The sequence below is a fragment of the Streptomyces sp. TP-A0356 genome (genome assembly GCF_001417775.1).
GTDB lineage: Bacteria > Actinomycetota > Actinomycetes > Streptomycetales > Streptomycetaceae > Streptomyces.
On the sequence record NZ_BBZJ01000033.1, the window covers coordinates 43,663 to 65,945 of the forward strand.

Here is a 22,283-nt window from a genome sequence, read left to right on the forward strand (position 1 = left end):
TCACCACTGACGACGTCCGCAGGATGCTGCACGGTGAGCAGGCCGACACCCGGGAACAAGCAGCCACGCTCATCCGGGCCCTGGACGGTGAACCCGGGTTCTTCCGGCCGCACCGGGAGGAGTCCCGGCCCCATCAGACCGTACCCAGTCCGCCGCCCCGGCTGCCTGACATCCCGGCCCACCGGCTGAACCGGCTCCTGACCACGTTCGGTGAGGCATTTCAGGACACCCGCACGCTCGCGCCGTCGCCGGAACTGGTCTCCCGGCGCCGGGCGCTGCGCCGCCAGCCGGCACAAGCGGCCTGGTCCTCGGACCAACTGTCGAGCGGTACGTGAAGGACCAGATCAAGAAGCCGGACCTCGCCGCCCGCCCAGCCGCGCCCTTGGCCGGAACGTGCTTGAACCCCTCGGCCCGCGGCCGGAACAGCAGCCGCAGCATTGGCCCCAGAAGGACGTACCTCAGTACGTAATTGACCTCCCAACGGCCAATCGGCCCCCGGCTCGCGAGGTCAGTCACAGCGGGGCCGACGCGCTTCGCGGATACGCGAGCCCATCGGACGTTCCGTGCGATGGGGGGGGGAAATCGAATCCGTGAACCGAATGGCGGTGGCTCAGGAGTCGGCACCCGCGGGTGCCGACTCCTGCCTGGGCAGCGCCTGCCAGGGGACCTGACGCGCGCGCAGGTCGGCACGGATGCGCCCGGCGAGCCTTGTGGTGTCGTAGTGGTTCAGCAAGGCGCCGAAGGCCGCGCCGACCATGAAGGGCGTCAGCATGGGGATCTTGCGGACGGCGAGCGTAAGCAGCCGTCGGCGCAGTTCCCTCCTCAGCCGGACGCTGAGCATGAAACTGACCGCGGAGGTCGGCTTCGTGATGTCCAGGCCGCGCCCTTCCGTCCACTCCGCGACATACAGTGCGGCACGCTGTCGAGCGGTCCCGGGCGCAGGCAGACCGTACACCTCGTGAAGTTCGGCGATGAGCTTGAACTCGACGGACGCCGTCCCGAGGATGCCTGCGGCCAGCTCGACGGGCATTGCCGGAGGAGTGGGCAACGCCGCGGCAGAACCCACGCCCGCTCCGACGGCCTCGGTGCCCCTCACCGCCCCGGTGACCAGGTGATCGGCGATCTCCTCCGGGCCCAGGCCGGGGAAGTGCCGACGCAACGTGTCCAGATCGCGGACCCGGATATGCGAAACCGCCTCGATCAGCTGCTCCGCGAGAGCGGGGGAGGTCAGCGACCATTCACGGGTCTGCGCGTCGGGCGACATGGCACACCTCCCGTTCGGTGGCGCGTTCGACACCCTTTCCACGTACCCGGTGGTACTTCATCGATTCGCTCGGGCGACGGCATGAGCGCTTCTGGGTCCATCTCGAAGGCGCCCGCAGTAGCGATGGGTTGAGGCCGATTTGGTCAGCGCTTGCCGGCCCCAACCACTCCTGTCCCCTCTGCGATGTACAGAAAACTTGACATCATGTCGCGACCGTTTGACACTCTCCGTGTCAAGCTTTCTTTACATCGGGAGCGGCAGTGGCATTCGAAGAGAAACGTGCCTGGATGCTGGTTCTGGTCACGATCGCGTCGTACGCGGCGTACCTGGCCGTCGTCCTGCGGCGGCACGACGGAGCGGCGGCGCTGGCGCAGACGCCCTACGTGTCCGCGCTGCTGTGGACGGTCGGTGCGGCCGTCGTCACGCAGATCGCGCTGAACATCGTGGTGGCGATCCTGTCTCCGGAGGGCGCGAACACCAAGGATCAGCGCGACCGGGAGATCCACCGCTTCGGCATGTACATCGGGCAGTCGTTCATCGTCATCGGCGGCGCGGCCGGACTCGCCCTCGCGATGGTCCGCGCCGATCAGTTCTGGATCGCCAACGTGATCTACCTGGCGTTCGCCCTGTCGGCGATCCTGTCGTCCACGGCGAAGATCGTCGCCTACCGGTTGGGCTTCCACCCGTGGTGAGGCCGACGAGGGTCACCAATGCGATCCGGGCGCTGCGCTTCGCCCACGGCGAGATGACCCAGGCCGAGCTCGCCCGCCGCATCGGTGTGACCCGGCAGACGGTCATCGCCATCGAGCAGGGCCGCTACTCGCCCAGCCTGGAGATGGCCTTCCAGATCGCCCGGGTGTTCGGCGTCCCGCTCGAGGAAGTGTTCCAGTACCCCGGAACCGACGAAACCCGCGAAAACGGGGGAGAGACCAAGTGAAGCCATCGTCCAGGACACCTATGGACCGCCCGAAGCCCTGCGTCTAGGAGAGATCGCGCGGCCGGAGCCCGGTAGCGGCGATGTGCTGATACGGGTCCACGCGGCCTCCGTCGACCCGGGCGTCTGGCACCTCACCACGGGCCAGCCGTACGTGATCCGCGCCCTGGGCTTCGGGCTGCGCGCGCCCAAGACGCGCGTCCGGGGCATGGATGTCGCAGGACGCGCGGATGCCGTCGGCCCGGACGTCACCCGCTTCCCGCCGTCGAGCTGTACTGTGACCGCCAGCCGGCCTCCGAGTACAAGTCCCTGAACGAAAGACGCGCCGCCGACCGCAAGAACGTCCGCTTTGCCGACAAGCGCAAGCCGGCCTCGAAGTCCAGCTCGCCGAGCAGGGTCAGGACACACCATGCCGTAACCTCCGGCACCACCCCGTCAGTACGGCCATTCCGAGCGCTCTAACCGGTCCTTGACCGGATGTGAGGGGCTGCACCACGGGAGTGGGAGCTGGAGGACATGAACCGGGTCCGAACGGGCTCTGGGAGATCAGGGCCCTGGGCCTGGGCGGCGTTGCGGCCCGCTTCGCGAACAGGCCGGCGGAAGGTGGCGCGGTAGTCCCGCGGCCGCTGGCCCGTGTGCCGCGCGAAGATGGCGCTGAAGGTGCTCGTGTCCGCGTACCCGAGGTCGGCGGCGATGCGCACGATGGTCCTGTCGGTCGTCTCCAACTGGTGACGAGCCCGGCGGACCCGAGCGGATTGCACGTATGCGAGCGGGGTCTGACCGGTCTCCTGGCCGAAGCGACGCAGCATGGTTCGGGTGCTGACGTGAAACGCATCGGCGAGGGCGGTCAGGTCGTAGCGAGCTGCGAGATTCCGGTCGAGCCACCGCTTCACACCGAGTGAGAACTCACGGCCGACGGCAGGCATCAACTCCAGGTCGACGTAGGGAGCTTGAGTGGAGCGTGCGTCGTCCACGAGCGCGATGCGTGCTGTGCTGCGAGCGACGCGGGGGCCGTCGTGCTCACGGATCAACTGGAGCGCGAAGTCGTACATGGCACTGAAGGCGGCGGTCGTCGTCACCCCGCGGTCGGTGACCACCAGGTGCTCGGGGCGCACCTTCACGTTGGCGTATCGACGGGCGAACTGGTCCGCGAACAGCCAGGACGTCGTCGCCTCGCGCCCCTCGAGCAGGCCTGCCTCAGCGACGAGGAAGGCGCCGACACAGATCGACACGACAGCGACACCGGAGGCGGCCTGCGAGCGAATCGCCGCCACTTCGGACCCCAGGTTCGCGAGCGTCGCGTCGAGATCGAGCCCGGGCGAGAGCTCAAAACCCGGCACGATCAGGACATCGACGGGGCGCAACGCCGAGACCTCTATGGCCGAGCCGCCGGACGCGACCACCCGCCGCCGGGGCGAGACGACGGACACCTCGTACGGCGGTCGATCCGACCCTTGCGCCGCGGCGATGTGGTCGGCCATGGCCAGCAGGTCGGGAATCCCGAACACCTCCGAGGCGAAACAGCCGGGATACGCCAGCACACCCAGGCGCAGCGGTTGCATGGTTCCTCCGGCTCCCCGCAGGAGTGGCGATATCGCCGCTCTATGTGGCGATGTCGCCGCTTCTCTTGCGGCGAGTGTCTCACCACACTCTCGATCATGACAACCGTACGAACGCGGCGCGACGACCCCTTGGACGACTTCTCCCGGAGAGCCGTCAGCGTCCATGACGTCAGCAAGACCGTGTATGTTGCCGGGACAGGACCCGGCGTCGTTCTGATGCCCGAGATGCCGGGCATCAGCCCCGATGTTGCGCGGTTGGCACGCTGGGTACGCGACGCCGGCTTCTGCGTGTATCTGCCCTCTCTCTTCGGCGTCGACGGCGCCTACCCAACCACCGAGGCAGGCGAGGCCGTCGTCCGTCGCGTATGCGTCAGCGCCGAGTTCCGTGCGTTCGCCGGGGGCGGCACCAGCCCCGTCGTGGCGTGGCTGCGCGGCCTCGCGCGTATCGCGCACACGGAGTGCGGCGGGCCGGGCATCGGCACGGTCGGACTGTGCTTCACCGGCAACTTCGCCCTGACCATGGCCCTCGAACCGGCCGTCATAGCCCCGGTCGTCAATCATCCCTCGCTGCCGCTGGACGACCCCGGGGGGCTGGAGATCGGAGACGAAGACGCAGTTGCCGTTGCCGAACGCATCAAACGAGACGGATTGACGGTGCTCGCCTACCGCTTCGACAACGACAGGTGGTGCACGGGCCGGCGGTTCGCGGCCTACCAAGCGCTGCTCGGCGAAGCGTTCGACGGCCGCGTGCTTCCCGCCGACGCGGCGAACACCAACCCTCCACCCTTCTTCCGGGACGTCGTCGGGTGCGCCCACAGCGTCGTCACGGCACATCTGGTGGACGAGCAGGGTCACCCGACGGTGCGTGCCCGGGATGAGATCATCGCCTTCCTCGCGGAGCGGCTCAGCGGGTGACGCGCAAGCCTCGCCGGGACCCCTGCCCGGGCTCACCTGGCAAGCCGCAGGCCATGCGCCGGTCGCAGTCACCGGGTGCGCTGCACCGATGTCCCTGCCGAGATGGCCGGCCACCGCGCCCTGAAGAAGATCGCCAAGCGGGGCGGGGAGGTCGTCCTGATCGACGGCACCCTCATCCCCACCCAGCGCCGCACCGGCCGCGCGAACCGCCCGAACCGCCCGAACTACTCCGGCAAGCATCGCCGCTACGGCCTGCACCTGATTGCCCTGACCGACGAGCGGGGCCATCTGGTGTGGATATCGGCCGCCCGGCCCGGCCGCACCCACGACATCACCGCCGCCCGCCGCGACCACATCCTGGCCCACCTGCGCGCTGCCGGCCTCGGCGCCCTGGCCCACCTGGGCTCTATCGGCCTGGACGACGACGGGGACGATCCCGTGGTCGTCACCGGCTTCAAGGCCACCCGCGCCCGCAAGCTCACACCCGCCGAAAGGGAGGCCAACCGCATCCTGGCCGCCGGACGCGCCCCGGTCGAACGCGGCTTCGCCCATCTGAAGAACTGGCGGATCCTCACCAAGCTCCGCACTGACCCCGCTCGCGCCACCCACCTGCTTCGCGCGCTGCTCGTACTGACGAACATCGAGGCCACTACAGGCAATTGCTCCATACCGCAGGCAGCCCGCGACCAGCACAAGCACCCGGAACAACGTCACTGAGCCGGGATCGGCTGGGTGAGGTTCACCGGGTTGCCGTCGGGGTCCTGGATGTGGGCGACGCGCTGTCCCCACGGCATGTCGTTGGGGCCGCTGCGGACCGAGCCGCCCAGCGCCGTCACCCGGCCGAGCGTCTCGTCGACGTCGTCGACACCGATACTGAGCAGGATCCGCGGTGCCGCCCCGGTCCCTGGGTTCGTCTTGGTTACCAGCCCGAGGTCGGTGTCGCCGATGCGCAAGCCGAGGTAGAAGGCCGGGCCTTCCGCCGGCACCCGGAAGGTCTCCTCGGCGCCGAACAATTTTGTATAGAAGCCGAGCAGGAGGTCCTGGTCGGCAGTGATGATCACTGGCTGGATGGTGGACATGGCGCTCCTGTCGAGAAGTCGTGTCGCTGGGTGGACCGTTCGAGGACGGTGAACTCATCGGCAAAACCGCCCTGCCAGACGATCTACACCCCGGACTGCCGCCCACGACCAGTACGAGCAGCCCGAAACGGGGTCACACCACCCCTGCTGACCAGCCACTTCAAGATGGCGCAGCCTCGCTGTTCGGCGTAGCCCGCGCCTACCGATACGGAGGCGTCGCCATCGTCCGCCACTGGGCAATCCGCGCCGTCCTAGTAGATTGTCGCGGCTAAGTATTGTTCTGGTTGGTGGAGTTGGGGTTGGGCAAGCTTCCCTTGTTGCTTCCGTTCGGCCGGGCAGGGGTGCCGTGTCCTCGCAGAAGAAGTATCCGGTTGCGTTGAGTGTCGAAGATCGTCTGGCGTTGGTGCGGGTGACGACGACGGGGGTCCGCAGCGCGTCGATGATCAGGCGGGCGCGGGTGCTGCTCGCGTTGGACACGTCGGTCGGCGAGGTCGATCCGCGGGCGGTGATCGCAGACCGGGTCGGGGTCTCGTGCGAGTCCGTCCGGCTGGTCTCGAAGCGGTACGCGGAGAGCGGCGGCGATGTGTGGGCCACGGTCGGCCGGAAGGAACGCGCATGCCCGCCGGTGCCCTCCCCGGTGACCGGCGAGGTCGAGGCGAGGCTGATCGCACTGGCCTGCTCGACGCCGCCCAAGGGACATGCCCGGTGGTCGCTGCGCCTGCTGGAGAAGCACGTCGCGCTGGTCGAGGACATCCCGGATCTGGACCACTCCACGATCGGCCGGGTGTTAAAAAACGGAACTGCGTCCTCACGTGAAGAAGTGCTGGACCATCCCGCCCGCTGCGAACGCGGCCTTCGCCGCGGCGATGGAGGACGTCCTGGCGGTCTACCGCCGCCCCTTCGATCCGGCGCGCCCGGTGGTGTGCATGGACGAGAAGCCGTACCAGCTGCTCGGCCACGTCCGCGATCCGCTTCCCGCGCGGCCGGGCCGTGACCGGCGCGAGGACAACGAGTACGTCCGCTCGGGGACCTGCTCGATCTTCTGCTGGGTCGAGCCGCTGCGCGGATGGCGGCGCGTGGACGCCCGGCCCCGCCGGACCAGGGTCGACTGGGCGCACCAGGTCGAGCACCTGCTGACCGTGGACTATCCCGACGCCGCCACGGTCGTGCTGGTGGTGGACAACCTCAACACCCACACCACCGCCTCGCTCTACGAGGCGTTCGACCCGGGGAAGGCCTTCGCGCTGGCCCAGCGCCTGGAGATCCACCACACCCCCAAACACGGGTCCTGGCTCAACATCGCCGAGATCGAGCTCTCCGCGCTCACCCGCCAGTGCCTGGACCGCCGCATCGACGACCTCGCCGTGCTCAACACCGAACTTGCCGCCTGGCAGCAGCACACCAACAGCAACCAGCGCCAAGTCGACTGGCACTTCACCACCGACGACGCACGTGTGAAACTGCGCCACCTCTACCCAACTACACAGCAAAACTAAGCCGCGACAATCTACTAGTGCTGTGGCCGGAAAGGTTTGCCGGGAAGCTCGCGGCGTCCGGTGCGGTGCATCGCAAGGCGGAGCGTCGCCCGCGTACTGGATGTACTCGGGCGATGCGACAACGCGGCGAGGTGCCGGGCCGGGCGTCGCGAGCCGGTGAACCTTTCCGGTCGCAGCACTAGCGGCCAGCGGCGATACCCCACTGCACTACAAACAATTCCTCCACGACGCCGAACGACGAATCCTCCTCCGACGCCTCGGCAGCGGCTACGCCTTCCCTCATCAACTCCTACGAGAACACGTTGCCGTCGACCCTGAAACCCTCCTCTCCCGCCTGGCGAACAACGACGCCGCAAAACAGCCCGCATGAGCCCGCTGACACAGGCGAGATCAGCACTTCATGGCGCCATGACGAGCAGAAAGGCTCGAAGCCCGGACCCGGGAAGACCCGGCTTCGAGACTGCCTGTGCTGCTGGCCGGACGGCACCAGCCCTCGGGGCGGGTGCCGTCCGGCCAGCAGGCCGCGGGTAGGGACCTACCCGGTCATGGAGGGGGCGTAGGGCAGCAGGGCAGGAGCGAGCTGCATGCCGGGGGCCAGTCCGAGGGCGACGAGGGCGTCGGGCAGGCCGCGTCCGGTGCGGGCGGCCTCCGCTGTGCCGGGGGCGGCCAGTTGGCGGCAGCTGGCGGCGATGATCTCGAAGAGGTGCTGTACCCGGCCGGGGCCGCGGGGCAGCAGCTGGCCGTGGAAGTCCTCGTGGTGGGCGAGGATGAGGGCGGCCAGGCCTGCGACGTGAGCCGAGGCTGTGCCGGTGCCGTCGAGGGCCGTGTAGCCGCCCCCTGGGGCGCACGACAGGACGGCCACACCGGGGGCGGCTGCGTCGATGCCGGGGCCCTGGCTGCTGAACGGGGCGGCGAACAGTCCTTCGGGTGTCAGCTGCGGACCTGTGTGGGTGGCTTGGGAGGTGTCGGGCGGGTAGGTTCCGAAGGCTCCCAGGGCGCCTACGGCGAAGACGGTGGGCAGTGAGGCGGGGAAGGCGATCGGCCCGCCGGTGTCGCCTGCCGGGGCGATGCAGGCGATGCCGGCTGCGCTGGCGTCGGCGAGTTTGCGGGAGACAAGTGCCGATGGGTACGGGGTTGCCACTTGGATGTGGGCGAGGTCGGCCTCGCGTTCGATGCAGTGGTCGAGGGCAGCGATCAGGTCGCTGAAGTGGCCGTCGGGCATCACCTGGCAGACGTCGAGCTCGGCGTCGGCGGCGATGCCGATGATGCCCTTGCCGGTGTCGGCGGCGCCGATGATGCCGGCCGCGTGGGTACCGCTTCCGGCCGGATCGTGCCTCCAGCCCTCCTGCGTGCCGTGCACGAGGTCGGCCCCGGAGCGCACCCGCTGTTTCAGGTCGGGGTGGTCGGTGCTGACGCCCGTACCGATGACAGCGATCTTGATGCCGAAGGCGCGGAATGTGGGGGGTAGCCGGTCCAGCCGCATGGCCTGCTGGCCCCAGCTGTACTGCTGGCGTTCCTCCAGTTCCGGGTACACCTTGGCCAGCGGGGTGAGGGTGACGACGTTCTCCTGGGTCGCCGACAGGTCGGGGCGGTGGATCCAGCGGTCCGTGTAGCCGCCCTTGGGGCGGACGTACAGCAACTGGACGGACTGTTCGGTCTCGGTGGCCAGGGTGACGGTGACCGTCCCGTCGGGGGCGGTGATGCCCTGGCCCGGCCAGGTCGACCCGATCAGGAAGACCCCTGCGCCGGCCAGCGGTTCGTCGTCCGGGCCGCAGACGCGCAGCGAGATTTCCACGGGCTTCTCCAGCGGCAGGACCAGCCCCGGGTCGTGCAGCGGCAGCATCCCTGGGGCCTGCGTGGTGGCAGGCCCGGCGCCGGACAGCGGCAGGTCCGGCTCGATGTGCACGTGCAGTGCCCGCATCGCCGGCAGCTGGGTCTCGGCGGCTTCGACGACCGCGATCTCCGGGCAGGAGGGAAAGACCCCGGCCGACTGCAGCTTCTCGGACGGCTGGAGTCTGCGGATCACCGTGACGTCGGGCATGCCCTCCAGCCGGTCGCACACCCCGTCCATGCCCAGTTCGGGCACTCCTGGTGGGAGCAGTTGCTGCGGCAGCGGTGTCACCATGTACCGCTGCCGGCGCGGCTGCACCGTGATCGGTGACGGTGCCCTCTTCTTGCGTGGCGCTGCTTCTCTGTCCTCGGGGCCCAGCTCGCCGCCGGCACCCGCGTCCTCGGATTCGCTCTGGCGGTTGTTCCGGAGCTTGTTTCCGGGCCTGTCCTTGACCATCACGTCCACCTTCACCATGCCTACGTCGGTCTTTGTGTTTCTGATCCGGATCACGGGCGGCTCGCGCTTCCATGGTGATGCGGTGTGCCCGGGAACGACTCCCGGGCACACCGCATCACGGGCCGCCAGCAATCAGCCGATACCGAAGGGCTGACCCATCTGGCCGAAACCGAAGCCAGGCTGCTGGTACTGCTGCTGGTACGGCTGGCCGAACGACTGCTGGCCGAACCCGCCGCCCCACTGCTGCTGGCCCTGCTGGCTCTGCTGCATCAGCGTCAGGATCGCGGTCGGCAGCGCCTGCTGCACGGACTGCTCCACCGCACTGCGCACGCCCTGCAGCAGCGCCGTGTGCAGCGCGACAGCCAGGTACGGGTGCGCGTGCTGCTGGGGAATGCCCTGCTGCTGCAGCTGCTGCTGGACCTGCTGGATCTGCTGCAGCGTCTGCTGCATGCGCTGCGCGATCTGCTGGCTAGCCTGCTGGCAGGCCTGCTGGATCGTCTGCTGGACCACCTGCGCGAGCTGCTGCTGCGGGCCGCCGATCTGCTGGCCGAACTGCTGCAGGGGCGGGGTACCGGTCATCACCGACATGAATGCTCCATTCGATACCGCAGGAAAGCCGACATAAGGGATGATGTCGGCTTTTTCGGATTGATTCCGACGCGCTGAAGCTAAGGTGGCGTCGCCACGACCGCAATCGGGGGAGCCGCTCAGGAGGAAAGAATCCCCCCGATCGGATCCGGCGAGTGGTGAGCCGTCGTCGGCGCGGCAGGATGGTTTGCTGGACCGCGGCGGACGACGGCGCGGACGGCAGGGGCTTCAGACCCGGCGGCATGCAGGAGCCCCGAAGCCCTCGACGGGCACCTCTGCATCGCCTTCAGCGACACCGTCGGCCAAACAGCGGGCCGTCCTACCGAGTGCAGCACTGGGCTGCAACGAGGCAGGCATGGAGCCATGCGGTCGCTCTGGGTCATCGACACAGCTGCTCTGCGACGCGCGTTAGCTCGCCGCCCGCGACCCCGTTGCGACCGGAGCGTTCTGGCGGCTGACCGATCCCGGACGGCAGCTCGACGCCAACCTCGTCCGCATCTCACCCGGCGAACGCATCGACACCCACACCGAGCCGGACCTCGACATCCTCCTCCTCGTCATCGCCGGAGGGGCACCTTGGGCACGGCACTCGACCCCCAACCACTCACCGAGGGCAGCCTGCTCTGGCTCCCCCACGGCTCCGCTCGAAGCCTCACCGCGGGCATAGACGGCATCTCATACCACGTCACAACATCAGCCGACAGAGCCGAAGATCGTGATCGTTCACGATTGTCTCTTCACTGCTCAAAAGAGTGTGCTGAAGTGTAGGCAACATGCTTTACCAGGGCGGAGGTTGGCGATGGTACGGGTCCGGGATCTGGTGCGTGAGGTGGTTGCAGAATGCGCTCCCCAAGAACTGCCGCTGGTCGATAGTTTGAGGACGCTCGGCGACGATGAGGTCATCCGCACTCTCACCCGGCGAGGGCAGGGGCGGGAACCTCTCGGATTCGGCTACGCCGAACTGGCCGCGCTGGTCACCCCGGTCGTCTGGGGCGTCCTCGACCAAGTCTCCCGGCGCACCATCGACATGGCCACTGACACCGCGATCACGCGAAGCCGGGCGAGGCTCCGCAGGCTGATGCGCCGCGACCGGACCGTACCGCCCCAAGTGCTGCCCGTGCTCACGCCACCGGAGATGGCCCTTCTGCGCGCGCACATCCTGGAGAGGGGCGCTGAGCGCGGGATAGCACTCCAGGACGCAGAGGCCCTTGCGGACAGCGTGCTGGCACGCATCGCCACGGGAACGCATCCGAGTCTGCCCAGCCAACCTGAAACACCTGCGGAGCCGGAAGCCCTCGCGTGAGAGTCCTGTCCGCGGTCCGGGGTGTTTCCGGGACGGGAGCCCGCTTCGCCCTCCTGATGATTCTCGTGACGGCATCGGGTGTCAGGATGCTCCAAATCGAGTTCGAGAGGCTCATGCTCATGCAGCGTGGGCCGGACACGGTAGCCATACTCCAGGGAACGACGGGCTGCTTATACGCAGCCGGGTTCGACCCGAACAGTGGTGACCAGGCCAACCTCCTTGCACAGGAGGCCAACATGGATGCCCTGACGAAGTGTCTGGCCAAGCAGGTGAATTTCCCGTACGCGGGCATGATCGCGACACTGGCGATGCTCGTGATCGCGGGGCTGGTGTACTGGCTGCTGCCGAAGGTACGCGACCGGCGCGGCGGCACCCTTGCGGTCGAGACGGTCGACCCGGACGGGACACTGCGAGCGGAACTTGAAGTCATGCGTGAGCGTGCCGCGATCCGTGCGCACCTCACCTTCCGTGTCGATCCGACCCGGATGACCTCCGGAGCCAGCGTCTACGGGCGCACCGGCAGATACACAGTGCGCCTGCACGTGGGCCTGCTGGCCCGGCGCAGCGCGGACCCTGACGGCTTTCGTGCCGTGGTCCTCCACGAACTCGCCCATGTGCACCACCGCGACGTGGACTTGGCATACGCGAGTACGGCACTGTGGCGGGTCTTCGTCGCCGTGGCCCTGGTGCCAACCTTCGCCAACGTCGGGTGGATCGCCTTCCTTGCTCTGAGCGGGACCCGGTCGCCGTGGTGGCCTGCCGGGGTGCCGGTGCTCGCTGCCGAGCTCATGTTCGGTCTGTTGCTCGCCGTGCTGGTCCACCTGGCTCGCGCCGGCCTCTTGCGGCACCGTGAATTTGAGGCTGATCTCCAGGCGGTGGCCTGGGGTGCGAGTCCCGGGAGCTGGAACCAGCCTGATCCGGTCGGCCCGGTGGCCCCTGTGGTGCACCGGCTGACCCCACTGCTGCGAACACATCCTGATTGGGCGGAGCGCAGAGGCGTACTGGCTGACACCGGCCGCCTCTTCCGGGCCCGCCCGCTGGAGATGTTCCTGGCCGGCGTGTCGGCAAGTCTGCTCTATCCCGCGTTCATGGAACTGATGCCGGCGACCACCGCGGTGGGACTCACCGTAGCGCTGGTCACCCCGGTGGTCTGTCTCACCCTCGGCCTGCCGATCATTCGCTCGAGGCATCCTGCCAACAGGAGCACCGGCTCTGATGCCGTTCCCGGCCTCGGCCTCGGATGCGGATTGCTGGTCGGTGAGTTCGTGGCCAGCGGCCTCGGCCGAACCGAGTGGCTACTGCCGCAGACCCAGTACCTTGCGGCGTTCCTGATCATCGGGGCAATCCCGGCGATCTGGTGGTCCCAGGTCCTGCCCCTGGCCTTACAGCTGCCGAAACGGGGGTGGCGCTGGGGTGCAGCGACGCTCTGCGCGCTAGTGACCGCCATGGTGCTGTGGAGCGGAATGATGTGGTGGCTGTGGGGAGGCCGCATCATTGCGATGGGCGCAGGCGACCAAGACGGCACAATACTGGCCAAGCAATACGCCACGCTGGTGCCGGGGGACTGGCAGAACTACCGAATGGACCTGTCCGCACTTTCGCACATGCTGATGCTGCTCACGGCGCTCTTCCAGAACCCCGTCGCCAAAGCCGCAACCCTCCTCATCTGGCTTGTACCGCTCAGCCTCACGATCGTGTACCGCGCAGGAGTCAGCCTCCGACTGCGCCGCACGCTCGCCGCAGGCCTCGCGGGCGCCCTCATCGCTTGGGCCGGGCTCGCCACGGCGATGTACCAGCTCTATAAACAGCGTCCGGCCACCCTGAAGGAGCGCACCGGCCCCTACATGCTGGTCCACGTGTGGTGGATGATCGCAACGGTACTGGCTGCCTGCTTCCTGACCGCCGCACTCGTGGCAGCCTTCTCCCGCAGGCACTGGCTGCTGAAGGCGCTGATCGCTGCGCAGGTAGCCCAACTGCTCGCCTACGGAGCCGTGTTTCTCCTCTACACCGCCGACGGCTGCCTTGCCCCGTTCAACGGGATAATCGACGTCTGTCACTGGCGCCCCGTGAACGGGGTGGCGTTCGGCAGACGTGTCGTCGATTTCACCCTGGTCAACGCGGTCCTCAGCTCCGCGTGCGGAGCCCTGATCGGCGCCGGCGGGGCGTGGGTGGCACAGAGGCTGCGCCGAACTCCGATGGGACAGGGGCGCGTCCTGCCGCGCCAGGCTGAACCACGAGCCAGGCGATGGAGATTGCCCGAAGTCGCCGCCGTCTTCGGGCTCGCCGTTCCCACCGTGCTGCTGATCGCCATGCCGGGCCCCCGCCTCGCTGCCTCGGGTGCCGCCCCGGGCTCGCTCAGGTCCATTCAGGACCTCGCCAGGGACGCCGGAAGCGGCTCCACCGCAGCGCCGCCGACGCCGGGCGCCTCTCCAACAAGGCGCGAGGACCCCAAGGTTCGGGGCTGGAAAATCTGGTCCTGGTGGTCCGGCGGCGTTGGGTACCTAGCGAAGATCAACGCCGCCGCGAACGATCTGGATGCCGAACGGAACAAGCTGCTGACCCTCCCGAGGAACCCGGACGGCACGGTCAAGGTCGACGAAAAGGGGTACAAGCGCGCCTGCGGTGCGATGCTCGCCCGTGTCAAGGATGCCCAGGGATACTTCACAGTTCCCGACCCGGCCTTGCAGAAGCCCTGGGCCGACGCCCTGAACGGGATACACAGTGGCGCGCTTGCCTGCCAGGAAGCCACAACAGCTCCCTCCAGCGAGACGGACACGCAGAACTCCGAGCGCGGTAGACGCTTCGTCGCTGCCCTCGATGAGTTGGCGAAAGGGGTAAAGGACGCCAACGCCGCCTTCCGGAGTATTGAGGCCGCCGCAAACTACACCGGGTAGGGCGGCGGCATCAATGCTCGCGTGGCGTTGAACGGTGAGACGGCGCTGGTAGGACTCCGTTGGGTCTTCCTCTCGGTCTTCCTCTGGGTCCTATTGGGGAGCATGTCGAGGGTGTGGACGCACACGAAGTGAACCGTGCTCGGGCGAAGTCAGCTGTTATTCGTAGGTGATGTGTCCGCCTCGGTGCCGCGGAAGGATCAGCGGGCCAAGGGCGACTGTTATCTGCGGGGGCTGATCTGGACGGACGGCGCAAGTCGATCCAGCCGATGGCGGAGCGGCTGCCGGACGGCAACGAGCAGAACCTGCAGCAGTTCGTGAACCAGTCGACCTGGGATCCGGTGCCGGTGCGGCGGCGGATCGCGCAGCGGATGGTGCCGCTGATCGGCCCGGATCCTGGGCGGTCGATGATGTGTCGTTCCCCAAGGACGGCCGGATGTCAGTGGCCGTCGCGCACCAGCACTGCGGGGCGCTGGGCAAGCAGGCCAACTGCCAGGTCGCGGTGAGCGTGCACGCGGTCTCCGACACCGCGTCCTGTCCGCTGCAGTGGCGGTTGTTCGTGCCCGAGGAGTGGGCGGACGGTCCGATACGCCGGTGCAAGACCCGAGGTGCCGCGTCGGCCGCGAAGCGGGCGATCTGCGCGAGCGACCGTGCGCCACCGAGCACGGCGACCAGGCACAGCCCCAGCAGTGAGCCGAGCCGGTAGCGACGTCCCCGTACCCGGGGGGGATAGGGGAGAGGGTCCAACACCTCGGTCAGCGTGGCCAGTTCAGAGGGGTCCGTGGGTGGACATGGCGCGGCTGCATCCTCGAAGTGGCGCGTGAGGACGCTGATCAGGGAAGGTTGCACGCGGACGCGGCTCCAGGTCGATCTTCGGTCTCAGCAACCTTGATCATCTGGCGTCGCGTCCGTCGTTTCCACTCAGGCATGCCACCCACCCCACCGGCCAGCGGTCCTGTGTTGCCATATGACCCGTGGAACAGCCCGGCGGGTGCGGGTGTCCGCACCGGAAGGGCGGGGGAGGTCAGCTCTGGGCGGTTGGCCGGACGACGATCTCGTTCACGTCGACCGTGGCAGGCTGTTCGATCGCGAAAGCGATGGCCCGGGCGATCGCGTCGGGCGGGATCGCGATGTCGTCCCGCATCTTCGTGATCTCCGCTCTGACCTGGCTGTTGGTTGACGCCTCGGCGAAGTCGGTCGCAGTCGCACCAGGTGAGACGGTGGTCACCCGCAGGGAGTCGCCCGCTTCCTGGCGCAGCCCTTCGCAGATGGCCCGAACCGCGAACTTGGTGCCGGCGTAGACGGCCATGGTCGGCACGATGCGAAACGCGGCCGTGGAGGCGGTGGTGATGAAGTGGCCGGTTCCCTGCGCCCGGAAGACCGGCAGCGCGGCGCCGATCCCGTGCAGGACGCCCTTCACGTTGACGTCGACCATGTGGTCCCACTCGTCGACGCGCAGATCGTCGAGCGGCGAGATGGTGCCGACACCGGCGTTGCTGACGAGTACGTCGAGTCGGCCGAAGCACTCACTGGCCAGCGCGACCAGGGCCTGCAGGTCGTGCCGCTGGGTCACGTCGGTGCGGATCTGCACGGCTGTGCCACCTGCCTTCTCGATCCGGGCCACCAGTTCCGCCAGGCGTTCGGACCGGCGTGCGCCGAGGACGAGTCGCGCGCCGCGTTCGGCGAGCAGCAGCGCGGTCGCCTCGCCGATGCCGCTGCTGGCTCCCGTGATCGCCACCACTTTGCCCTCGATTCCTGACATGAGTTGCCCTCTCCATCCTGGGCACCGGGGCCGGGGTGCCGAGCGGCAGCGGGTCCTGGAGGAGCGTGGCGGAAGCCGTTGCGCACTGGACGGCCGGGTGCCGGTGTGACCGTATGAGGCCGTCGGCAGTGCCTCGGCCCGTGCTCGCACACCAGTCTCCGCCCGGACTTACCCTGGCATCCAGAACGCATTTATTCTGGAACTGGAGATACCACCCGTCATGCCCGCGCAGCCGGACCAACGCCGCCAGCTGAGTGAATTCCTCCGCAGCCGCAGAGAGCGCCTGACCCCTGACGAGGTGGGCCTGCCCCGGACCGGCCGCCGTCGGACTCCGGGACTTCGCCGAGAGGAACTGGCACTGCTGGCCGGGATCAGCGCCACCTGGTACACGTACCTGGAGCAGGGGCGGGAGATCGGCGTCTCCGAACAGGTGCTCAACGCCCTCGCCGCGGCGCTGCGGCTGGACCGGCACGAGCGCCATCATCTTCTCCAGCTTGCCGGTCACGCGCCCCCGGCCGAAGCCGAGGAACGCGAGCCGCTCACGGCCGAGGCGGAGGCCGTCCCCCTGCTGCTCCAGCCGAACCCGGCGTACATCATCGACGGCAACTATGACGTCCTCAGTCACAACCAGGCAGCCGACGAGTTGTTCCCGAGGCTCATCACTGACGCGGACCGGCCCGCCAACTTCGTCCGCTGGGTGTTTCTCGAACCGGTGGCCCGGGACGTTCTAGTCGACTGGGAAACCGAGGCACGCGGCCTGCTCGGCCGACTTCGCACGCTAGCGACACGACATTTCGGCGACCCGCGGTACACCCGATTGATCGAGGACCTCAACGAGGGCAGCCCGGAGGTGCGGGACTGGTGGCCGCAGTACGAGGTGCAGGCCCGGCACAGCGGTCGGAAACGGCTACGACACCCGCAACGAGGACCGATCGATTATGCGTACACCGCTTTTCACCTGGCCGAACAGCCGGAGCAGACGCTGGTTGTCTACTTCGACAGCAGCGAACCGCCCGATGAGGGCGTAGCCGTGACCGGCGAATGAACGAGGAGGCCGGCGGCGGTATCAGCGCTCACGGTACGGCGGCGGAGGGCCAGCGGCTGCGCGCCGAGCAGTTCCTGAAGAAGCGGGGCCGCCCCACCGCGGGTGACACGTGGGGCCCAGCCACTCATCGATGCCGAGCTGCACACGGTTACTTCTCCGTTGGCTCCGGGGCGGGCGCGACCCCGGTTGGGCACGACGAAGTTGGCCCCCGTCCCACCGAACCCGGTGACCCTTCATCTCGCCGCCTGAGAACGCATCAGCCCTGGGTGTAGGCGGCCTCGATCGCGTGCTGCGGTGTCACCAGGTCCAGCGCCTGCGGACAAGCGAGAGGTGCTTTTCGACGGCGAAGCCGACTTGCGCGCCGCGCTGATACAGGCGGTGGCCGCAACGCCCGAGGGTCTGCAGCCGCTCGAAATACTGCGCTGCGCCTTCCGGAAGGTCGAACGGATCCTTGAGGACAATCGCCCGTTCGCCGAACCACGACTACAAGTCATCGCGGCGACACCGGCATTCCGCGAACGCGACCTGGCCAAGGCCGCCTCACTCGCTGAAGCCGTAGCGGGGGCGCTGCGGCAGCGCGGAGTCGCCGACCGGCTGGCCGGCCTGGCTGCGCGGACCGGGTGGGCCGCCTTTCACCATGCGGCCCAAGCCTGGATCGACGACCCCTCACAGAGCTTGGATGCACATCTCCTCCAAGCCTTCGACGACCTGCGCGCCCTTTCCGTGACCGCCTTACCAGCACAGGCACGGCCTGAAAGCTGATGCCACCCAACCCCGGCCATCGATCACCGCGAGCAAACGGGTTTGACCACAGGACGCCGCCGGATCCTCCGCCTCGCCGGCCACTGGCCATGGACCGCCACATCACCGATGGCCTCGACCGGTTCGCCCTGAAAGTTCGAGGATAACAACGGGAGAGCTGCGTAGCGCCCCGCAACACACTTTCGGATAATCCTATTACGTCACTCGAATGCGCGGCGCGGGGGCTGCCGGGGCGCCACCGCAGCACAGTGATAATCAACCTGTCGGATAGGGGGTAAACACAAAGGAGGGTTAAGTGCGTCAATCTGTGAAGCTGGGAGTCGCAACGGCTATTGCAGTCGTTTCCCTGTTCGGTGGCGCCTCAACGGCCAGTGCATACTCCGGATCCGAGACCAGCCGCGACGTGCCAAGCGCGTGCGACGACGGGGTGACTGAGGCCACCTGTCAGATCGGCGAAGACAATGAGAACGTAACCATCAACGGGACTGTCAATATCACCGTCGCTGGTGATTTCGGCGAACTGACCTTCGGTCCGGATCTAACCTGAGGCCCGCACGTGCGGTCAGTTTGAACTTTGCTGGACTACCTGTTCCTGGACGCCGCGCACTTCAAGCCTCGATCATTCACGTGCGCGCGCCGGCATGAGTGGTTCGGCTGGGGTGTCGGCCTTCCGCTGGTTGTGTGTGTCCCGATGATCTGATGGCGCGCCAGCAACTCGCGGTCCGCCTGGAGTTGCTGGCCCGTGCCGTACGCACACGGCGCGGGCCTGACGCTGGAAGGGGTGTTACTGACCTTTCCGTTGTGGAGTTGCCCCAGTCTGATAGACGCGGATGGGCTTGCGGGCTATGCCGCCGGGTGCGGCCGTGGGCCGGCGGTCCTGGCGGGTCAGCGACGCCCGGCCGGTCCGCCGGTGAACCCCTTGCAGGCCGGCTTCACGCATCAGCCGGGCCACGCGTCTGCGGCCGACCGGCAGGCCGTCGATCTCGCGCAGGTCGGCGCGGATGCGTGGGGCACCGTAGGTGCCTGCGACCGCTCGATGGGCTTTGATCGTCTCGGTCAGCACCGCGTCCTCGGCCTCACGGCGGGAGGGGCCGCACCTCTTCCATGCGGCCTCTTGCTACGGGGTGAGCGTGGTCGTGGCTGGAACATGAGGAGATGAATGTGGGCATGGCGAGGTGGGGGGAGCCATCGGGATCGATGGGGCGAGGTGGAGGGGCGAAGAGATAGAAGCGCGCTCTTCATCGTCACGGACCATGAGGGCCTGTGGCACTGGCGAGTCGGTTGGCATCAACGCCGATGCGCAGCATCGACGTAGCGAGGAGCATGTCGACAGAGCGCTCGGACAGTGCTTCTGCAGGCTGAGCGGCTGTGGCAGGCGACAATGCCCAGGTGGCATGATGCAGCGATGATCTCCTCGATACCTGCCGTGGCCCCTGCAGGTCGGATGAGTCAGAGCGAACAACCGATGTTCCGGCTCGCCGGGAACGTTGAACTACGCCCGTGGCGGCAAGACGATGCCCAGGCCCTCGTGGATGCCTGTCTGGACCCGGACATTCAGCAGTGGAACCGTCCAGGGCGTGGCGTGTCACGCGCGGGAGAGAATCGCCCGCTGGCACGAGCGCTGGAAGTCCGAGCAATCGGCGATCTGGGCCATCGCGCGGCTCGGTGAGCGGCCAGTGGGCATGATCGGTTGGGGCGACATCGATCTCAAGGGCGGGAGCGCTGAGATCCTGTACTGGCTGCTGCCAGCTGGTCGTGGTGGCGGCGTCATGGCCGACGCCACTGTGCGCCTCAGCCGGTGGGCGATAGACGTCATCGGCCTGCACCGGCTGCGCCTCACCCATTCCGTAGCCAACCCGGCATCCTGTCGGGTTGCGACAAGGGCCGGCTTCGCCCTGGAAGGCACTATGCGAAGCGCCCTACTGCATGCGGACGGGTGGCACGACGAACATCTCCACGCCCGAATACGAGGCGACAAATGGCCTGGTGAATGAGCCCATCCGGCCTTGGAGGGCTCCTCGGGCCGGGCAGGAGCGGGGACTGCGCTCAATCTCCCGCATCGTCATGCCGCCGCGGTGGTCGCGCCGGATCGCAGCGTACAGCTCGACCTTTGACATCTGCGGCATGACCAGGGCCCTTCACCAGGAGCACCTCGATGCTGTCCAGGCAAGGATCCCAGCGCCGTTAAAACTCGGGTTCTGGACTCGGGTTATGGCTCAACTCCTGTGGCGCGGCCACTCTGAGTGACGACACCGTGTCCCTGGGCGGCACCGAAGCCGCCCGAAAGTGAGCCAACGTCAAGGTGATTGGGCCGAGAGTTCAGGGCCGTGGAAGGGGTCGTTCTCCAGCTGGAGGAGCTGCTGTTCCCGTCGATCGCGGACGTTGCGGTGCTGTCGGTGAACGTGAACATCGAGATGGTACGCGTCGACGCGCAATGCACCGCAAAGGGCGCCGCATGCCCGGGGTGCGGGGCATGGTCCAGCCGTGTTCACGGGTCCTACCTGCGGTTTCCCGCTGATGTCCCGAGCGCCGGACGAAGCATCGTGCTTCAGTTACGCGTCCGCCGACTCGCCTGCGAAAACACGGCGTGCGCGCGACGCACGTTCGTTGAGCAGATACCCGGCCTGACCCGCAGGCACGGCCAGCGCACCGAGCGACTGCGTGCCATGCTGGCTGCGGTCGGCCTCGCCCTCGCCGGCCGGGCCGGCGCCCGGCTGGCCCGCGCATTCGGGGTGACCGTCAGCCGCAGCACGGTCCCGCGCCTGATCGACGCCCTTCCTGAGACGGTCATGCCCGCGCCGCGGGCTGTCGGGGTCGACGAGTACGCAACCCGCAAAGGCCGCCACTACGGCACCATCCTCGTCGACATCGAAATCCGACGGCCCGTCGACCTGCTGCCCGACCGGGAAGCATCAACGCTGGCCGCGTGGCTGGCCGAGCGGCCCAGTGTTGAGGTCGTCTGCCGCGACCGCGCCCCGTTCTTCGCCGAAGGCACCGCCGCCGGGGCACCGCAGGCCGTCCAGGTCGCGGACCGGTGGCACTTGTGGAACAACCTGAGCGAGGCCGCCGAACGAACCGTCGCACAACACCGCCGCTGCCTGCGCGTCCTGGTGCCCGAGGCGCCTGAGCCCGAGCCACAACAAGCCGCCGAGGAGGAAGAGTCCGGCTCGCTATGGCCGACCGGCCACCGTTTCGCCTACCGCACCCGGACGACCCATGCCACCGTCCACGCGCTGTTGGAGGCGGGACACAGCCGCCGCGCGATCCAGCGCCAGCTCCGTATGACCAGCCGCACCGTCAAGAAATACGCGGATGCCGCCACGCCCGAAGACCTCTTCACCGGTCAGTGGCAGAACCGATCCTCCGTCCTGGACGAGCAAGACCTACCTCGACGACCGCTGGAGCGAGGGCTGCGGCCGGGGGCGCAGGTCGCGGTCGACGAGGTTACGAACCCTCCGAACCCTCCGTGAACGCGGTGGCGTGATCGGCGGCCCACTGGCGAAACGTTCGCGGCGCCGTCCCGAGGATGTCGGCCACCGCAGTGGTGACGTACGCGGGCTGTCCGATCGCCGCGCTCCACGCGGCGAGCAGCATGTCGACGACCGAGCTGGGTGCCGTACCCTCCGACAGGCTTCGGAACTCGTCCGGAGTCATCTCCTCGAACGCGATCCGGCGCTCCAGGGCGTCACCGATGAGGTCCACCTGCGCGGCTTGGGTAAGCGATTCGGGGCCCGTAAGGACGAAGTCGCCTCCGGCGTATCCGTCCTGATAGAGCGTCCGCGCCGCGACGGCTGCGACGTCGCGGTCGTCGACCGGTGCCGTCTCGGCAGCGACGTATGGCCACCGGACGACCTCGCCGGCCCGGATCGCGGGCGCCCACCAGGCCAGCGAGTTCGACGCGAGCATCCCCGGCCGGATGATCGTCGACTCGAGTCCGGCGGCCGCGATGAGCCGCTCGATGTCGGCGTGCAGCACCGCCATGGGATTGGGCTGCTGGAAGAAGGGGTGCGGCGTCTGGTGCGGGGAGGAGAGGAAGACGACCCGCCGCACGTGGGCTGCCAGCCGCTCGACGACTGCCGCGGCGGTCTGAGGCGGGGCGGTCCAGACGAGGAAGACCGCACCGGCGCCCTTCAATGCCGGGTCGAGCGACTCGGGCACAGTGAGGTCGCCGGTGAAGATCTCGACCTTCGCCGGCAGCGTCGCCGCCGCCGCGGAGCGATGGGTGAGGGCGCGGACCGGCACGCCCGCGTCGAGGAGTTGGTCGACGACGACGCGGCCGAGCCGGCCCGTCGCCCCGGTTACGAGCACGGGAGGAATGTCCATCTGATTCACGCCGCCCATGAAAACGTTACTTGGTTAAAAAAGCAACCTGGGCATGAATGTTACAGTGGTCAG

Annotated in this window: 22 protein-coding genes and 3 pseudogenes; 17 read left to right on the top strand and 8 right to left on the bottom strand. The window is 68.1% G+C overall.

Annotated features, from left to right (window positions below; translation table 11 throughout):
* The first annotated feature begins 23 nt into the window (after window positions 1-23).
* A complete protein-coding gene (locus ASC56_RS41335; RefSeq protein ID WP_199836126.1) occupies window positions 24-335 on the top strand; it encodes a hypothetical protein in 312 nt (103 codons plus the stop codon).
* Window positions 336-610: 275 nt separating this feature from the next.
* On the opposite strand, the gene ASC56_RS32600 is transcribed toward ASC56_RS41335, so the two are convergent.
* The gene (locus ASC56_RS32600) at window positions 611-1,264 is read right to left on the bottom strand and encodes a hypothetical protein (protein WP_055495198.1); all 654 of its coding nucleotides are present in this window, start codon (window positions 1,262-1,264) and stop codon (window positions 611-613) included.
* A gap of 260 nt (window positions 1,265-1,524) precedes the next feature.
* Here ASC56_RS32600 and ASC56_RS32605 point away from each other — a divergent pair, with 260 nt between their 5' ends.
* The 3 genes from ASC56_RS32605 (at window position 1,525) to ASC56_RS43285 (ending at window position 2,511) form a co-directional block, all read left to right on the top strand.
* Window positions 1,525-1,956 carry a hypothetical protein gene (locus ASC56_RS32605; protein ID WP_107309409.1) on the top strand — a complete coding sequence of 144 codons (432 nt, stop codon included), beginning with the start codon at window positions 1,525-1,527 and terminating at the stop codon, window positions 1,954-1,956.
* Window positions 1,950-2,201, top strand: a complete 252-nt coding sequence (locus tag ASC56_RS32610) for a helix-turn-helix transcriptional regulator (RefSeq protein WP_055495199.1) — start codon at window positions 1,950-1,952, stop codon at window positions 2,199-2,201. The genes ASC56_RS32605 and ASC56_RS32610 overlap by 7 nt, the downstream gene beginning before the upstream one ends.
* 82 nt (window positions 2,202-2,283) lie before the next feature.
* Window positions 2,284-2,511, top strand: coding sequence for a hypothetical protein (locus ASC56_RS43285; RefSeq protein ID WP_371330329.1), 228 nt, complete (start codon window positions 2,284-2,286; stop codon window positions 2,509-2,511).
* A 145-nt stretch (window positions 2,512-2,656) separates the two neighbouring features.
* Here the strand turns inward: ASC56_RS43285 and ASC56_RS32620 are convergent, their stop codons facing one another.
* The gene (locus tag ASC56_RS32620) at window positions 2,657-3,760 is read right to left on the bottom strand and encodes a GlxA family transcriptional regulator (protein WP_079102854.1); all 1,104 of its coding nucleotides are present in this window, start codon (window positions 3,758-3,760) and stop codon (window positions 2,657-2,659) included.
* 96 nt (window positions 3,761-3,856) lie between these two features.
* On the opposite strand from ASC56_RS32620, the gene ASC56_RS32625 reads away from it, so the two are divergent.
* Window positions 3,857-4,675, top strand: a complete 819-nt coding sequence (locus ASC56_RS32625) for a dienelactone hydrolase family protein (RefSeq protein ID WP_055495201.1) — start codon at window positions 3,857-3,859, stop codon at window positions 4,673-4,675.
* Window positions 4,676-4,777: 102 nt separating this feature from the next.
* Complete coding sequence (locus ASC56_RS32630; protein ID WP_234377167.1) at window positions 4,778-5,392, top strand: transposase family protein; 615 nt, start codon at window positions 4,778-4,780, stop codon at window positions 5,390-5,392.
* On the opposite strand, the gene ASC56_RS32635 is transcribed toward ASC56_RS32630, so the two are convergent.
* Window positions 5,386-5,754: a VOC family protein gene (locus ASC56_RS32635; protein WP_055495202.1), complete on the bottom strand. Its 369-nt coding sequence runs from the start codon at window positions 5,752-5,754 to the stop codon at window positions 5,386-5,388. The two genes, ASC56_RS32630 and ASC56_RS32635, sit on opposite strands and share 7 nt — an antisense overlap.
* A 439-nt stretch (window positions 5,755-6,193) precedes the next feature.
* Here ASC56_RS32635 and ASC56_RS43290 point away from each other — a divergent pair.
* Window positions 6,194-6,484, top strand: a pseudogene (locus tag ASC56_RS43290) (helix-turn-helix domain-containing protein); the annotation flags it as partial.
* Between the two features lie 82 nt (window positions 6,485-6,566).
* A complete protein-coding gene (locus tag ASC56_RS41340) occupies window positions 6,567-7,250 on the top strand; it encodes an IS630 family transposase (RefSeq protein WP_199836127.1) in 684 nt (227 codons plus the stop codon).
* A 535-nt stretch (window positions 7,251-7,785) separates the two neighbouring features.
* On the opposite strand, the gene ASC56_RS32645 is transcribed toward ASC56_RS41340, so the two are convergent.
* Window positions 7,786-9,555 carry a S8 family serine peptidase gene (locus ASC56_RS32645; protein WP_055495249.1) on the bottom strand — a complete coding sequence of 590 codons (1,770 nt, stop codon included), beginning with the start codon at window positions 9,553-9,555 and terminating at the stop codon, window positions 7,786-7,788.
* Window positions 9,556-9,669: 114 nt separating this feature from the next.
* Window positions 9,670-10,125: a hypothetical protein gene (locus ASC56_RS32650; protein ID WP_055495203.1), complete on the bottom strand. Its 456-nt coding sequence runs from the start codon at window positions 10,123-10,125 to the stop codon at window positions 9,670-9,672.
* A gap of 355 nt (window positions 10,126-10,480) precedes the next feature.
* On the opposite strand from ASC56_RS32650, the pseudogene ASC56_RS42395 reads away from it, so the two are divergent.
* The 4 genes and pseudogenes from ASC56_RS42395 to ASC56_RS32665 form a co-directional block, all read left to right on the top strand.
* Window positions 10,481-10,893: pseudogene (locus tag ASC56_RS42395) on the top strand (cupin domain-containing protein).
* Window positions 10,894-10,999: 106 nt separating this feature from the next.
* Entirely contained in the window at window positions 11,000-11,428 is a 429-nt protein-coding gene (locus ASC56_RS32655; RefSeq protein WP_199836128.1) for a hypothetical protein, read from the top strand.
* A 236-nt stretch (window positions 11,429-11,664) separates the two neighbouring features.
* Window positions 11,665-14,322, top strand: a complete 2,658-nt coding sequence (locus tag ASC56_RS32660) for a M48 family metalloprotease (RefSeq protein WP_234377168.1) — start codon at window positions 11,665-11,667, stop codon at window positions 14,320-14,322.
* A 113-nt stretch (window positions 14,323-14,435) separates the two neighbouring features.
* Window positions 14,436-14,923: pseudogene (locus ASC56_RS32665) on the top strand (transposase); the annotation flags it as partial.
* A gap of 420 nt (window positions 14,924-15,343) precedes the next feature.
* Here the strand turns inward: ASC56_RS32665 and ASC56_RS32670 are convergent.
* Window positions 15,344-16,081, bottom strand: coding sequence for an SDR family oxidoreductase (locus ASC56_RS32670; protein ID WP_055495205.1), 738 nt, complete (start codon window positions 16,079-16,081; stop codon window positions 15,344-15,346).
* 220 nt (window positions 16,082-16,301) lie between these two features.
* Here ASC56_RS32670 and ASC56_RS32675 point away from each other — a divergent pair, with 220 nt between their 5' ends.
* The 3 genes from ASC56_RS32675 (at window position 16,302) to ASC56_RS40835 (ending at window position 18,435) form a co-directional block, all read left to right on the top strand.
* Window positions 16,302-17,126, top strand: a complete 825-nt coding sequence (locus ASC56_RS32675; protein ID WP_055495206.1) for a helix-turn-helix transcriptional regulator — start codon at window positions 16,302-16,304, stop codon at window positions 17,124-17,126.
* Between the two features lie 330 nt (window positions 17,127-17,456).
* Window positions 17,457-17,888 (top strand): TetR family transcriptional regulator, encoded by a 432-nt coding sequence (locus ASC56_RS32680; protein WP_234377169.1) that lies wholly within the window; start codon window positions 17,457-17,459, stop codon window positions 17,886-17,888.
* A 295-nt stretch (window positions 17,889-18,183) separates the two neighbouring features.
* Window positions 18,184-18,435: a hypothetical protein gene (locus tag ASC56_RS40835; protein ID WP_159039755.1), complete on the top strand. Its 252-nt coding sequence runs from the start codon at window positions 18,184-18,186 to the stop codon at window positions 18,433-18,435.
* 237 nt (window positions 18,436-18,672) lie between these two features.
* Here the strand turns inward: ASC56_RS40835 and ASC56_RS42900 are convergent, their stop codons facing one another.
* Entirely contained in the window at window positions 18,673-18,951 is a 279-nt protein-coding gene (locus ASC56_RS42900) for an IS3 family transposase (protein WP_055495207.1), read from the bottom strand.
* A gap of 469 nt (window positions 18,952-19,420) precedes the next feature.
* On the opposite strand from ASC56_RS42900, the gene ASC56_RS38775 reads away from it, so the two are divergent.
* Window positions 19,421-19,882 (top strand): GNAT family N-acetyltransferase, encoded by a 462-nt coding sequence (locus tag ASC56_RS38775; protein ID WP_234377170.1) that lies wholly within the window; start codon window positions 19,421-19,423, stop codon window positions 19,880-19,882.
* A 333-nt stretch (window positions 19,883-20,215) separates the two neighbouring features.
* A complete protein-coding gene (locus tag ASC56_RS32695; protein WP_107309410.1) occupies window positions 20,216-21,358 on the top strand; it encodes an ISL3 family transposase in 1,143 nt (380 codons plus the stop codon).
* On the opposite strand, the gene ASC56_RS32700 is transcribed toward ASC56_RS32695, so the two are convergent.
* On the bottom strand, window positions 21,333-22,196 hold the full coding sequence (locus ASC56_RS32700; protein WP_055495250.1) for an SDR family oxidoreductase: 864 nt from the start codon (window positions 22,194-22,196) through the stop codon (window positions 21,333-21,335). The genes ASC56_RS32695 and ASC56_RS32700 overlap by 26 nt on opposite strands.
* Window positions 22,197-22,283: the final 87 nt, after the last annotated feature.